The sequence below is a fragment of the Kitasatospora sp. NPDC059327 genome (assembly GCF_042752535.1).
In the GTDB taxonomy this organism is placed as follows: Bacteria; Actinomycetota; Actinomycetes; order Streptomycetales; family Streptomycetaceae; genus Kitasatospora.
Genome location: NZ_JBHYYB010000113.1, coordinates 1 through 15,303, shown reverse-complemented (window position 1 = coordinate 15,303; position 15,303 = coordinate 1). Strand labels below are relative to the sequence as shown.

Sequence of the window (15,303 nt, the reverse complement as noted above, 5' to 3'; positions counted from 1 at the left end):
GTCCGGGAGGACGGGGAGGCCCCAGCCCCGTGAATCGGTGGTCGGCGGTCGGTCCGGCAGTCGGTCGGCGGACGCTCGGTCGGTCGGCGGAAGGTCGGCGGTCGGCCGGTCAGCGGGCGGTCACCGGTCACCGCCCTGGTCGATGAAGTCGAACATCTCCTCGTCGGTGGCCGAGCCGAACGTCTCCTGCGCGGGCGGGAGTTCGGTCTCCGTCCGGTCGTCCGCGCGACTCTCGGCCAGCTCCCGGAGCCGCTCGGCCGCCTTGGCCCGGTCCTGGTCGTCGAGCAGCGCGAGCATCGCCCCGATCCGGTCGATCTCGCCGAGCACCGAGTCCCAGGAGACGGTGTGCTCCTGGTGCAGCCGGGTGCGCAGGTAGCGGCCGAGGGCGGCGGCGTTGGGATGGCTGAAGATCAGCGTGGCCGGCAGCGGCAGGCCGGTCGCGGTCCGCAGCCGGTTGCGGACCGCCAGGGCGGTGAGCGAGTCGAAGCCCAGGTCCTTGAACGCCGTCCCGGGGTCGATCTCCTCGGGGTCGGCGTGGCCGAGGATCGAGGCGGCGCAGGACCGCACCAGGTCGACGAGCGCCTTCTCCTGCTCGTCGTCCGGCAGGCCGAGGAGCCGTTCGAGGAGCACCGGGGTGGCCTCGGCGGCGTCCGCGGCCGGACCTCGCCGGGCCCCCGCCACCAGCCCGCCCAGCAGCGGCGCGACGCCCGGGTCACCGCGCCGCACGGCCGCGGTGTCGACGCGCAGCGGCGCCAGGGCGGCCTCCGGGCGGGTCAGCGCCGCGTCGAGCAGGGCCAGGCCCTGCTCCTCGGTGAGCGCCAGCAGCCCGTCGTGGCGGGCGCCTTCGCCCGCTCCCCCGGCCTCGTCCGCGCGGTCCTCGCCGTCCGTCGCGGCGTCCGGGCCGGCCCACGGACCCCAGGCGAGCGAGAGGCCCGGCAGGCCCCGGGCCCGCCGGTGCTGGGCGAGGGCGTCGAGGAAGGCCGCGCCGGCGGCGTGCCCGGCCCGGTCCCGGTCACCGGCCAGGCCGGCCGCCGAGGCGTGCAGGACGAACACCGCGAGGTCGAGGCCCCGGGTCGCTTCGTGCAGGTGCCAGGCACCGTCGGCCCCGGGGAGGTCGGCCCCGGGCGCGTCGGTGTCTGCCCCGGGGGCACCGGCCGCATGCACGACGGCCCGCAACGGGTGCCGGGCCGGGACGGCGGCGAGCACCCGGGCCAGTGCCTCCCGGTCCGCGCCGTCCCAGGCGGCCACCTCGACCACCGCGCCGAGCGCGGACAGTTCGGCGGCCAGGGCCGCCGTCCCCGGTGCGGCCGAGCCGTGCCGGCCCGTCAGCACCAGGCGGCGGACGCCGTGCGCGGTCACCAGGTGCCGGGCCGTCGCGGCGCCCGGCCGGCTCTCGGCGCCGGTCACCAGGACCGTGCCGTCCGTCGGGACGGCGGTGGTGGTGCCGCCGGCGGCGTCGAGGGCGGGCACCCGGCTCAGCACCGGGACGAGGATCCGGCCGGCCCGCACCGCGTACTCGCTCGCCCCGGGGTCGGCCGTACCGAGGTCCGCCGTTGCCGTGCCGGCCGCGTCCAGGACGGCGGCGAGGGCCTCCGGGGACGCCTCGTGGTCGTCGAGGTCGGCCAGCACGATCCCGGCCGGGTGGCCCGACCGGGCCGAGCGCACCAGCCCCCACAGGGCCGCCGCGCCGGGGTCGGTGACCCGGTCGCCCAGTTCGGCGAAGACCGCGCCACGGGTGAGCACGACCAGCCGGGCGGCGGCGAACCGCCCGTCCGCCGCGTGCGCGCCCAGCACCGCCAGCACGGCCCGCGCCGAGGCCCGCACCGTGTCCGGGACGTGCGTCCCGGCCGGCATCTGCCCATCGGCCGGGACGTGCCCATCGGCCGGGACGTGCTCGCCGGCCGCTTGCCCGTCCGCCGGGCCGGCGGCGACGACCAGGACGATCCGGTCGGGCACCGGTGCGCCCGCGTCCACCGCGGCGGCCAGGGCCGGCCAGTCCGGGTGGACGGCCGCGCCGGTCGCGCGGGCCAGCGCACCGGCCTCGCCCAGCACGGCCCAGCCGCCGCCCGCCCGCGCCGTTCCGGCGGCCGGCTGCCCCGGCACCCACTCCAGCCGGGTCAGCACCGGCCGCTCACCGCCCGCCGCGCGCAGCTCCCGGCCCGACCACGGACGCAGCCCGAGCGCCTCGACGGTCGCGACCGACCGCCCGGTCTCGTCGGCGAGCCCGACCGCCAGGGTGTCGGCGTCCGTGACGCGCAGCGTCACCCGGGCCACCGGCAGCGGGCCCGGGACCACGGAGACGCCCCGCCACGACGAGGCCAGCCGGACCAGGTCGCTCTCCGGCCGCGGCCGGTCCCCCGCCGGTTCGGGCGCGAGTCCGTACAGGGCCGGCTCCAGCAGGGCCGGGTGCAGGTCGAGCCGTGCGGCGCCCTGGCCGTCGCCGCCGTGGGTGAGTTCGGCGAAGAGCTCGTCACCGCGCCGCCAGGCGGCCCGCATGCCCTGGAAGGCGGGGCCGAGCCGCAGGCCCGCGCCGGTGAGCCGCTCGTAGGTGTCCGCGACGGACACCGGGGTGGCCCCGACCGGCGGCCACTGCTCCGGCCGCCCGGCCGGCCGGTGGGCACCGGGCGCGACCCGCCCGGAGGCGTGCCTGGTCCACGACGCGTCGGCCGGCGCGTCCTCGGGCCGCGAGTGCACGGTGACCGCGCGCGCCCCCGCGCCGTCGGGCCCGGCCAGGGTGACCTGGACCCGGACGCCGACCGTCTCGGGCAGCACCAGCGGGGTGTGCACGGTCAGCTCCTCGACCACCGGGCAGCCGGCCTCGCCGCCGGCCCGCAGGGCCAGGTCGACGAGCAGCGTGCCCGGCACGACGGCCGACCCGAGCGCCAGGTGGTCCGTCAGCCAGGGGTGCGAGGTCGTCGAGAGCCGTCCGGTGAACAGCGTCCCGGAGCCGTCGGCCAGGTCGACACCGGCGCCCAGCACCGGGTGCTCGACCGTGAACTGACCCCAGCCGGCGCCGCCGCCGGAGGCCGCCGCGCCGGCCGCGTCCACCCAGTGCCGGCGGCGCTGGAAGGCGTAGGTCGGCAGGTCCACCCGGGTGACCCGGTCGTGGGTGAGCAGGCCGGCCCAGTCGACCGGCAGGCCGCGGCCGAAGGCGTCGGACAGGGCCGTGACCAGCCGGTCCGCGCCGCCGTCGCCGCGCCGCAGCGTCCCCAGGACGGCGCCGCTGACGCCGAGGTCGTCGAGGGTGTCGCCGAGCGGCACCAGCAGCCCCGGGTGCGGGCTGCACTCGACGAACGCGTCGTGGCCGTCGGCGGCGGCCGCGCCGATCGCGGCCTCGAACCGGACGGTGCGGCGCATGTTCTCGAACCAGTAGGCGGCGTCGAGCGGGGTCTGCCCGTCGAGCAGGCCGCCGGTGACGGTCGAGTACATCGGGACCCGGCCCGGCAGCGGCCGCAGGTCGGCCAGCAGCCGGGTGATCTCCTCGCGGGCGGCGTCCATCTGCGCCGAGTGCGAGGCGTACGCCGCCGGCACGAACCGGGCCCGGGTGGACTCCCGCTCGCAGCGGGCCATGATCGCGGTGAGCGCCTCGGTGTCCCCGGAGAGCACCACGTTGGTGGGGCTGTTGATCGCGCCGACCGAGACCAGGCCCTCGGCGCCGGCCTCGGCGATCAGCGCGTGGGCGCGTTCGGCCGTCACCGCCACGGCGAGCAGCCCGCCCCGGCACGCGTCGACCGTCTGCACGGCCCGGACCCGCATCACGGCGACCCGGGCGGCGTCCTCCAGCGACAGCAGGCCCGCCACGTACGCGGCGGCGGCCTCGCCCTGCGAGTGGCCGATCACGGCGGACGGGCGCACCCCGCAGGACTCCCACCACCGGGCGAGCCCCACCATGACGGCGAACAGCACGGGGTGCAGGACCTCGACCCGGGCGAGCGTCGCGGCCGTCGCCTCGTCCGTGCCGCGCAGCACGTCCAGCAGCGACCAGTCCGGCACCAGCGGGTCGATGACGGCCGCGCACTCGGCCACCGCCTCGGCGAACACCGGGCTGGTCGCCAGCAGTTCGGCCGCCATGCCGAGCCACTGCGAGCCCTGGCCGGGGAAGACGAAGACGGGCCCCGGACCGGCGCTGAGCGCGCCCGAGGGGGCCGCCGGGCCGTCGGCCACTGCGGCGAGGCCGGCGAGCAGCTCCGCGCCGTCGCGCCCGCGGACCACCGCGCGGTGGTCGAAGACGGCCCGGCCGGTGGCCAACGACCAGGCGACGTCGGCGGGTTCGGCGTCCGGGTGGCGCTGCGCCCAGGCGTGCAGGCGGGTGGCCTGGGCGCGCAGCGCCTCGGCGGTGCGCGCCGACAGCGGCCACGGCACGACCCCGGCCACGCCCCGCACCGGCGCGCCTTCGGGCTCGGCGGCGACGTCCGGAACGGGGGCGGTCTCGGCGCCACCGGGCTCGGCGGCGGTCTCGGCGGCGGCGGTGTCCGGCACGGCACCGGGCTCGGCCGCGGGCGCCTGCGGCCGGCCGTCCGACCGGTCCTCGGCGGGGGCCTGTTCGAGGATGATGTGCGCGTTGGTGCCGCTGACCCCGAACGACGAGACGCCCGCCCGGCGCGGCCGGTCCAGCGCGGGCCACGGCCGGCGTTCGGTGACCAGCGCGACGTGCCCCGCCGCCCAGTCGACGTGCGGGGTCGGCTCGTCGACGTGCAGCGTCGGCGGCAGCTCCCCGTGGCGCATCGCGAGCACCATCTTGAGCACGCCGGCGATCCCGGCGGCGGACTGGGTGTGACCGATGTTGGACTTGATCGACCCGAGCCAGAGCGGCTGCTCCGCGGTGTGTTCCCGCCCGTAGGTGGTGAGCAGCGCCTGCGCCTCGATCGGGTCGCCGAGCCGGGTGCCGGTGCCGTGCGCCTCGACCGCGTCGACGTCCGCCGCGGTCAGCCGGGCGTTCGCCAGCGCCTGCCGGATCACCCGCTGCTGGGAGGGCCCGTTGGGCGCGGTGAGCCCGTTGGACGCGCCGTCCTGGTTGACCGCCGAGCCGCGGACGACCGCGAGCACCCGGTGGCCCCGGCGGCGGGCGTCGGACAACCGCTCGACGAGCACCAGCCCGGCGCCCTCGCCCCACCCGGTACCGTCGGCGGCGGCCGCGAAGGGCTTGCAGCGGCCGTCGGCGGAGAGACCGCGCTGACGGCTGAACTCGACGAAGGCCTGCGGCGAGGTGAGCACCGCGACACCGCCGGCGAGCGCGAGGTCGCACTCGCCGGAGCGCAGCGCGTTCGCCGCGAGGTGCAGGGCGACCAGCGAGGAGGAGCAGGCGGTGTCGACCGTCACCGCCGGTCCTTCGAGTCCGAGCACGTACGAGACCCGGCCGCTGATCACGCTGGTCGCGGTGCCGGTGAGCAGGTAGCCCTCCTGGCCCTCGGCGAGCGCTCCGGAGGTACTGGTGTGGTAGTCCGCCGCCATCGCGCCGACGAACACGCCGGTGCTGCTGCCGCGCAGCGCGGTGGCGTCGATGCCGGCGTGTTCGAAGGTCTCCCACGCCGTCTCCAGCAGGACCCGCTGCTGCGGGTCCATCGCGGCCGCCTCGCGCGGCGAGATGCCGAAGAACTCGGCGTCGAAGCGGACGGCGTCGTCGACGAAACCGCCTTCGCGCACGTACGACTTGCCGGCCCGGTCCGGGTCGGGGTCGTAGAGGGCGTCCAGGTTCCAGCCGCGGTCGCGCGGGAACGGCGCGATGGCGTCGGCGCCGTCGGCGAGCAGCCGCCACAGGTCGTGCTCGTCGGCCACGCCGCCCGGGTAGCGGCAGCCCAGGCCGACGATGACGACGGGGTCGTCGTCGGTTCCGGGGGCGCCCGCCGCCGGGAGGGCGGCGCCCGGGGCGGCCACCGGGGTGCCGAGCAGTTCGGCGCCGATGTGGTCGGCGAGCGCGTCGGGGGTCGGGTGGTCGAAGACCAGCGTGACGGGCAGCCGCAGGCCGGTCGCGGCGGCGATCCGGTTGCGCAGTTCGACCGCGGTCAGCGAGTCGAAGCCGAGCGCCTTGAACGGGCGGGTCCGGCCGATCGCCTCGGGTGTCCCGTGGCCGAGGACGGCCGCGGTCTCCTGCCGGACGAGGGCGGACAGAGTCTGCCGGCGCCGGTCCTCGGAGAGCCGGGCGAGTCGCTGCGCGAAGGAGGCCGCGTCCGGGTCCGGTCCGGCGGCGGCCCGGCGCGGTCCGGGGCGGACCAGGTCGCGCAGCAGCGCGGGGACGTCGCCCGTGCCGCGCAGCACCGCCAGGTCCAGCCGGGCGGGCACCACCGTCGGACGGTCGGCGGCGCGCGCGGCGTCGTAGAGGGCGAGCGCGTGGTCGCTCTCCAGGGCGGTGACGCCGGTGCGGGCGATCCGGTCGAGGTCGGCCCGGTCGAGGTGGCCGGTCATCCCGCTGGCCTGGGCCCAGAGGCCCCAGGCCAGCGAGGTGGCGGCGAGGCCGCGGGCCCGGCGGTGCTGGGCGAGCGCGTCGAGGAAGGCGTTGGCGGCGGCGTAGTTGGCCTGACCGGCGCCGCCGAAGGTACCGGCCATCGAGGAGAACAGCACGAACTCGGCGAGGTCCTGGCCGCGGGTGAGGTCGTGCAGGTTCCAGGCGGCGTCGACCTTCGGGCGGAGCACCCGGGCCAGCCGGTCCGGGGTGAGCGCGTGCAGGGCGGCGTCGTCGATCGCGCCGGCCGCGTGGACGACGGCGGTCAGCGGGTGGTCGGCCGGTACGGAGGCGAGCAGGTCGGCGAGCGCCGACCGGTCGGCGGCGTCACAGGCCGCGATCCGGACCTCCGCGCCCAGCCCGGCGAGTTCGGCGGCCAGCTCGGCCGCACCCGCGGCGTCCGGGCCGCGGCGGCTGGTCAGCAGCAGGTGGCGGGCGCCGTGTTCGGTGACGAGCCGGCGGGCGAGCAGGGCGCCGAGGGTGCCGGTGCCGCCGGTGATCAGGACCGTGCCGTCCGGGTCGACGGCGGGGCCGGTGACGGTCGGCGGCAGGGTCAGCACGATCTTGCCGGTGTGCCGGGCCTGGCTCAGGTGGCGGAACGCGTCGACGGCGTCGCGGACGTCCCAGCTGGTGACGGGCAGGGGTCGCAGCGAACCGTCGGCGAACAGGGCGCCGAGCTCGGCCAGCATCTCCCGGATCCGGTCGGGGCCGGCGTCCATGAGGTCGAAGGCCCGGTAGTCGGTGCCCGGTCGGGCGCCGATCACCTCGTCCCGGTCGCGGATGTCGGTCTTGCCCATCTCCAGGAACCGGCCGCCGGGGCCGAGCAGGCGCAGCGAGGCGTCGACGTAGGAGTGCGCGAGCGAGTTGAGCACGATGTCGAAGCCGCGCCCGTCGCGGGCCGCGCGGAAGCGATCCTCGAAGCCGAGGTCGCGCGAGGAGGCGATGCGCGGGTCGGCGAGGCCCTGGGCGCGCAGCGTCGGCCACTTGCCGGGCGACGCGGTGCCGTAGACGTCCAGGCCCCAGTGCCGGGCCAGTTGCAGCGCCGCCATGCCGACGCCGCCGGTGGCCGCGTGCACGAGCAGCGATTCACCGGGCCGGACGCCGGCGAGGTCGACCAGGCCGTAGTAGGCGGTGAGGAACACCACCGGGACGGAGGCGGCCTGCGGGTACGTCCACCCGTCGGGCATCGGTGCGAGCAGCCGGCGGTCGGCGACGGCGAGCGGGCCGGTGCCGCCCGCGAACAGGCCCATGACGCGGTCGCCGGGGGCCAGGTCGTGGACGTCGGAGCCGACGTCGAGCACCACGCCGGCGCCTTCGCCGCCGGGCGGCCGGGTGTCGGTGACCATGCCGAGGGCGACCACCACGTCGCGGAAGTTGAGGCCGGCGGCGCGCAGCGCGACCCGGACCTCGCCGGGGCCGAGCGGCCGGGCCCCGTCCGGGCTCGGGGCGAGGGTCAGGCCGTCGACCGTCCCGGTGCCGAGCAGGTCGAGGCGCCAGGCCCCGGTGCCGGCGGGGGCGGCCAGCCGGCCGGCGGACCCGGTCCGGGCGAGCCGGGGGGCCGCGAAGGTGCCCGCGCGGGCGGCGAGTTGCGGTTCGCCGGCGGCGAGTGCCGCGCCCAGGGCGGCGAAGGTGTCGGGGTGGTCGTCCAGGTCGGCCAGCACGATCCGGCCGGGGTGCTCGGTCTGCGCCGAGCGGACCAGGCCCCAGACGGCCGCGGCGGCGAGGTCGGGCACGGCCTCGCCGTGCGGGCCGGGGACGGCGCCGCGGGTCAGCACGACCAGCGGGGTGGTGGCGAACCGTCCGGTGTCCAGCCAGGTCCGCAGCAGGTCGAGCACCCGGCCGGCCGCCGCGTGCGCGGCCGCGGCGGGGTCGTGGTCGGCGCCGGTCACCGGGTGCGCACAGGTGATCGCGACGATGTCCGGGAGCGGGTCGGCGGGGTCGAAGGCGGCCAGGTCGGGCAGCGTGGCGACGGCCGCGCCGGCGGCCCGCAGGGCGGCGACGGCGCCGAGGTCGTCGGGCCCGACCACCGCCCAGCTGCCGAGCGGAGCGTCGGCCGGCGGTGTGAGGGCCGGCCAGGTCAGGTGGAACAGGTCGTCGGCCGCCGCGCCGCGGGCCGGGGCGAGCGCCTCGGCCGTCACGGGCCGGGAGAGCAGCGAGTCGACCCCGGCGACCGGCGAACCGGCCGGGTCGGTCAGGGTGAGCGAGACGGCGTCCGGTCCGGTGCGGGCGAGCCGGACGCGCAGCGCCCGGGCGCCGACCGCGTACAGGCGCACACCCGTCCAGGCGAAGGGCAGCCCGACTCCGGCCGCCTCGCCGCCGGCCCCGTCGTCGAGCGCGCCGGCGATGTGCAGCGCGGCGTCGAGCAGGGCGGGGTGCAGCGCGAAGCGCCCGGCGTCCTGGCCGTCCCCCGTGAGGGCGACCTCGGCGAGCACCTCGTCCCCGAACCGCCAGGCGGCGCGCACCGCGCGGAACAGCGGACCGTACCCGTACCCGGCGCCGGCCAGCCGCTCGTACAGGCCGTCGGTGTCGAGCGGGACGGCCCCGGCGGGCGGCCAGACCTCGTCCGCTCCGGCGCGGGGCTCCTCCTCCGGCCGCGCGGGTGCCAGGACACCGCTCGCGTGCCTGGTCCACGGACCGGTCGGCGCGGTGTCCGGGCGGGAGTGGACGGTCAGCGCGCGCCGGCCCTGCTCGTCCGGTCCGTCGAGGAGGACCTGCAGCTGGACGGCGTCCCGGTCCCGCAGGGTCAGCGGCGCCTCCAGGGCGAGCTCCTCGACCACGGCGCAGCCGGCCCGGTCACCGGCCTGGAGGGCGAGTTCGACGAACGCCGTGCCCGGCAGCAGGACCGTCCCGAGGACGGCGTGATCGGCCAGCCACGGGTGGCTGCGCAGCGAGACCCGGCCGGTGAGGATGTGCCGGTCGCCCTCGGCGGGGGTGACGGCGGCGCCGAGCAGCGGGTGGTCGGCGGAGCGCAGGCCGAGCCCTTCGGCGTTCGCCGCGGCCGGCGCGCCCTCCAGCCAGTAGCGCTCGCGCTGGAAGGCGTAGGTGGGCAGCTCGGTGCGGCGCGGCGCCCGGCCCGCGAGCAGGGCGGACCAGTCGACCGGGACACCGTGGACCCAGAGGCTCGCCGCCGCCGCGAGGAAGCGCCGCAGGGTGTCCGCGTCGCGCTGCAGCGAGCCGACGACCAGCGCGTCCGGCGCGAGCTCCGAGGTGGTCTGCTCGATCGCCGGGGCCGTCACCGGGTGCGGGCTGGTCTCCACCAGCACCGTGTACCCGTCGCGCAGCAGCGCGCGGGTGGCCCGCTCGAACTCGACGGTGGCGCGCAGGTTCCGGTACCAGTACTCGGCGTCGAGCGCGGTACCGTCCAGGGGTTCGCCGGTGACCGTGGACCAGAACACCACCGACGGGGTCGGTGCCGGGCTCACCTCGCCGATGGCGGCGAGGAGTTCGTCCCGGACGGCCTCCACGGCGGCGGAGTGCGCCGCGTAGCCCACCGGGAGCCGGCGGGCCCGGACGCCGTCCGCCTCGCACCGCGCGCGCAGTTCGTCGAGCGCCCCGGTGTCGCCGGACACGACCACCGCGTCCGGTCCGTTGACGGCCGCGACGCCGAGGCGCCCCGGCAGTCCGGCGATCAGCCGTCCCGCGTGCTCGGCCGAGGTGCCGAGCGACATCATGCCGCCGCCGCCCGCGATCGCGAGCAGGGCGCGGCTGCGCAGCGCGACGATCCGGGCGGCCTCCTCCAGGGTGAGCGCGCCGGCCACGTGGGCGGCGGCGATCTCGCCCTGCGAGTGGCCCACCACGGCGGCCGGTTCGACCCCGAGCGCGCGCCACATCGCGGCCACCGACACCATCACGGCGAACAGGGCGGGCTGCACGACGTCGACGCGCTCCAGCGAGGGCGCGCCGGGCGCCTGCCGCAGCACGTCGACGAGCGACCAGCCGGTGTGCGGCGCGAGCGCGGCGTCACAGGCCCGGATGCGCTCGGCGAAGACCGGGGACTCGTCGAGGAGGCGGGCGCCCATGCCGGTCCACTGCGACCCCTGGCCGCCGAACACGAACGCCGTCCGGCCGGGCTGTCCGGGGGCGCCGGTGACCAGCGTGCCGTGCGCCGATCCGGCGCCCAACGCGTCGAGGCCCGCCAGGAGTTCCGCGTCCTCGGTGGCGACCAGCACGGCGCGGTGGTCCAGCGCGGACCGGGTGGTCGCCAGGGCGTGGGCGATGTCGGCGGGCCGGGCGCCGGGGTGCACAGCCAGGTGGGCGCGCAGCCGGCCGGCCTGCGCCCGCAGGGCGGCGGGGGTCGCGCCGGAGACCGGCCAGGCGACGGCGGCCGGCCGGGCCGCCGCCGGGCCGGGCCGCTCGGCGGAACCGGCCGGGCCGGGCTGCTCGGTGGGAGCGAACTGCTCGGCGGGGTCGCCCTGTTCGAGGATGACGTGGGCGTTGGTGCCGCTGACGCCGAACGAGGACACCGCGGCCCGGCGCGGGCGGCCGACGGCCGGCCAGGGCGTCGCCTCGGTGAGCAGGGACACCGCCCCCGCCGACCAGTCGACGTGCGGCGACGGCGCGTCCACGTGCAGCGTGGCGGGCAGTTCGGCGTGCCGCATCGCCATGATCATCTTGATCACGCCGGCCACGCCCGCGGCGGCCTGGGTGTGGCCGATGTTGGACTTGATCGACCCGAGCCGCAGGGGCTCGGCCTCGGTGTGCGCGGCGCCGTAGGTGGCGAGCAGCGCGTGCGCCTCGATCGGGTCCCCGAGCGACGTCCCGGTGCCGTGCGCCTCCACCGCGTCCACCTCGGCCGGGCCGAGCCCGGCCTGCGCGAGCGCGGCGCGGATCACCCGTTCCTGGGCGAGGCCGTTGGGGGCGGACAGGCCGTTGCTGGCACCGTCCTGGTTGACCGCGCTGCCCCGGACCACGGCGAGCACCGGGTGGCCGTTGCGCCGCGCGTCCGACAACCGCTCGACCAGGAGCAGGCCGATGCCCTCGGACCAGGCGGTGCCGTCCGCCCCGGCCGCGAACGACTTGCAGCGGCCGTCCGGGGCGAGACCCCGCTGACGGGAGAACTCGACGAAGGTCGCCGGGCTCGACATCACGGTCACGCCGCCGGCCAGCGCCAGGTCGCACTCCCCCTGGCGCAGTGCCTGGGCCGCGAGGTGCAGGGCGACCAGCGAGGAGGAGCACGCCGTGTCGACCGTCACCGCCGGGCCCTCCAGGCCCAGCGTGTAGGCGACCCGGCCCGAGGCGATGCTGCCCGCGCTGCCGTTGCCGAGGTAGCCGTCCACCCCCTCGGGGGCGGTGGTCAGCCGGGACGCGTAGTCGGCGTACATCAGGCCCGCGAACACCCCGGTCCGGCTGCCCCGCAGCGACTTCGGGTCGATGCCCGCGCGCTCGGCCGCCTCCCAGGACGCCTCCAGCAGGAGCCGCTGCTGCGGGTCCATCGCCAGTGCCTCCCGCGGCGAGATCCCGAAGAACGCGGGGTCGAAGCGGTCGGCGTCGTGCAGGAATCCGCCCTCCCGGACATAGGAGGTCCCGGCGTGCTCCGGGTCGGGGTGGAACAGGGTCTCGATGTCCCAGCCCCGGTTGTCGGGGAACTCCGAGATGGCGTCGGTGCGGTCGCGCACCAGCCGCCACAGCTCCTCCGGGCTCGTCACGCCGCCCGGGTAGCGGCAGCTGACCGCGACGATCGCGATCGGCTCGTCCGAGACCTTCGCCCGCGCCGTGACGGCGGCCCGTGGCCGCGCCGGCGCGTCGAGCAGTTCGGCGCGCAGGTGGCGGCCGAGGGCGTTCGCCGACGAGTGGTCGAACAGCACCGTCGCGGGCAGCCGCAGGCCGACCGCGCCGTTGAGGCGGTTGCGCAGTTCGAGCGCGGCGAGCGAGTCGAGCCCCAGTTCGCTGAAGGCGCGGTCCGGGTCGATCGAGGCGCCGCCCCGGTGGCCGAGGACCGCGGCCGCGTGGGTGCGGACCAGGTCGACGAGCACCCGCTCCTGCTCGGCGGCCGGAACGGCGGACAGCCGGCGGAGCAGGACGCGGGCCGGCTCGGAGCCGGCACCGGCACCGAAGTGGCGGCGCGCGGGCACCAGGCCCCGCAGCACGGGCGGCACCTCACCGCCGCCGCCCAGCCGCGCCGGGTCGAGCCGGACGGCGGTCAGCACGGACTCCGGCCGGGTCAGCGCCGCGTCGAGCAGCGCGAGACCCAGCGCGGTGGAGAGCGGTTCGACCCCGGTCCGGGCCATCCGCTGCCGGTCGGCGGCGCCGAGCCCGGCGGTGAGCGCGCTCTCCCGCTCCCACAGACCCCACTGGAGCGAGACGGCCGGCAGGCCGAGCGAGCGGCGGCGCTGCGCGAGCGCGTCCAGGACGACATTGGCGGCGGAGTAGCCCGCCTGCCCGGGGTTGCCGATCAGACCGGCGGCCGAGGAGAAGAGCACGAACGCCCGGAGGGCGGCGCCGGGGCCTCCCGCCGAGGTGTCGGCGGTCAGCTCGTGCAGGTGCAACGCCGCGTCGGCCTTGGGCCGCAGGACCCGGCCGACCCGCTCCGGCGTCAGCGACGGGACGAGCCCGTCGTCGACCACCGCCGCCAGGTGCACCACCGCCGTGAGCGGGTGCGCCGCCGGGATCCGCCCGAGGACCAGGGCCAGCCCGGCACGGTCGGCGACATCGCAGGCGGCGAAGTCGACATGCGCGCCCGCCCCGGTCAGATCGGCCCGCAGGGCGTCGGCGCCGTCGGCCGCGGAGCCGGCGCGGGACACCAGGAGCAGCCGCCGGGCACCGTGCGCCGCGACGAGGTGGCGGGCCACCAGGGCGCCCAGCGTGCCGGTGCCGCCGGTGATCAGGACGGTGCCGCCGTCGGCGAGTCCGAGGCCGCCGTCGGCCTCGGACTCGGGCTCGGGGGCGGGGGCGGGCTCGGGGGCGGGACCGGCTTCGGGGGCGGGAGCGGCGGCCGGGAGCGCGGGTACCCGGTGCAGCCGGGGCACCAGCAGACCGGTCCCGCGCAGGGCGGCCTCGGGCAGGGCGGCAGCGGCGGCGAGCGCGTCGAGGCGGGCGTCCGCCGCGCCCGGGTCGTCGGCGTCGAGGTCCACCAGCGCGACGCGGTCGGGGTGTTCCGAGCGCGCGGCCCGGAGCAGCCCCCAGACCGCGGCCGCGGCCAGGTCGGGCGCCTCGGCCGTGCCGTCCGGAGGCGTGTCGTGGGGAGGTGCGTCGTCGGAAGGCGTGTCCTCCGGCGCCGTGCCGTCCGGAGGCGTGTCGTCGGGGGCCGTGCCCGTGCCGCTCTCCGCCACGACCGCGCCGCAGGTCGCGACGAGCAGCCGCGCCCGGGCGAACCGCTCGTCCGCGAGCCACTCCTGAACGACGGCGAGCACCTCGTACACGGCGCCGTGCACCGCCACCGGGTCGGTGGAGCCGGCCGGCGGGCGCGGCGCCAGCAGCACCGCGTCGGGGGCAGGCGCTCCGGCGTCCACCGCCGCCGCCAGCGCGGCGAGGTCGGGGTGCCGGGCGGCGCCGAACCGGGCCGCGAACGCGGTCACGTCCCGGCGCTCGTCGCCGCCCACGACCGCCCAGCCCATGGGCGGTTCGCCGGACTCGTCGGCGGCCCGCTCGGCCGCCTCGACGGGCGACCACCCGAGAGCGAACAGGTGCTCGGTCACCGGCGCCGCGACCGCCGGCAGTTGGTCGCGCGACAGCGCGCGCACCGCCAGCGACTCGACCGAGACCACCGGCAGTCCGGCCCCGTCGACGGCCGTGACGGCGATCGCGTCGCCGCCCAGGGGCAGCAGCCGGACCCGCAGCTCCCGGGCCCCGGCGGTGTGCAGGTGGACGCCGCGCCAGGAGAACGGCAGCCGCACGCCCGCCCCGGCGTCCTCGGCCGGCGCGCCGTCGGCCGCGATCAGACCCAGCGGGTGCAGCGCCGCGTCGAACAGCGCCGGGTGCAGGCCGAAGCGGCCGCCGGCCGCGCCGGCCTCCTCCGGCAGGGCGATCTCGGCGAAGAGCTCGGCTCCGCGCCGCCAGGCCGCCCGGACCCCGTGGAACGACGGTCCGTAGGACACCCCTGCCTCGGCCGCGTCCAGGTACAGCGTGTCGACCTCGACCGGCGTCGCGCCGGGCGGCGGCCAGGCCGCCAGGTCGGCGAGCGCGGCCCGCTCCGGCTGGTCCCGGACGTCCTGGACCTCCGGTGCGGGGGCCAGTGTCCCGGTCGCGTGCAGCGTCCACGGGGCGTCCGGACCGTCCGCCCCGGAGCGACCGGGTGCCGGCTGGTCGGTCGGCTCGGGGCGGGCGTGTACCCCGATCGTGCGGACACCGGCCTCGTCGGGCGCGCCGACGGCGAGCTGGATCTGCACGCCCCCGGTCGGCCGCAGGGCCAGCGGGGCCACCAGCGTCAGTTCGTCGACGCGCGGGCAGCCGAGCCGCTCGCCCGCGTGCAGGGCGAGTTCGAGGAAGGCCGTCCCGGGCACGAGGACGGTGTCGAGCACCGCGTGATCCGCGATCCACGGGTGACTGTCGAGCGCCAGGCGCCCGGTGAGGAGCGCGCCCTGGCCGTCGGCGAGGCCGACGACCGCGCCCAGCAGCGGGTGGTCGACGGCGCCCTGGCCGAGCCCGGCCGGATCGCCCGCACCGGTGCCGGCGTCCAGCCAGAACCGCTGCCGCTCGAACGCGTACGTCGGCAGGTCGCCGACCCGCCGGCGCGCCCCGGCGGCGTCGACGCCGGCCCGCGCGGCCCAGTCGACCGTGCCGCCGCGCACGAACAGCCTGGCCAGGGCGGCCAACAGGGTGGCCTCACCGCCGCGGTCGCGGCGTTGGGTGGGGATCGCCGCCACCCCACCACCCGCCGTGCACTCCGCCACCATCGCCGTCACCACCGCGTCCGGCCCCACCTCCAC

At 78.3% G+C, this 15,303-nt stretch carries 1 protein-coding gene; it reads right to left on the bottom strand.

The features are described from left to right. Window positions 1–120 precede the first annotated feature (120 nt). A complete protein-coding gene (locus tag ACFXHB_RS38295) occupies window positions 121–15,282 on the bottom strand; it encodes an SDR family NAD(P)-dependent oxidoreductase (RefSeq protein ID WP_380580623.1) in 15,162 nt (5,053 codons plus the stop codon). Between the last annotated feature and the right edge of the window lie 21 nt (window positions 15,283–15,303).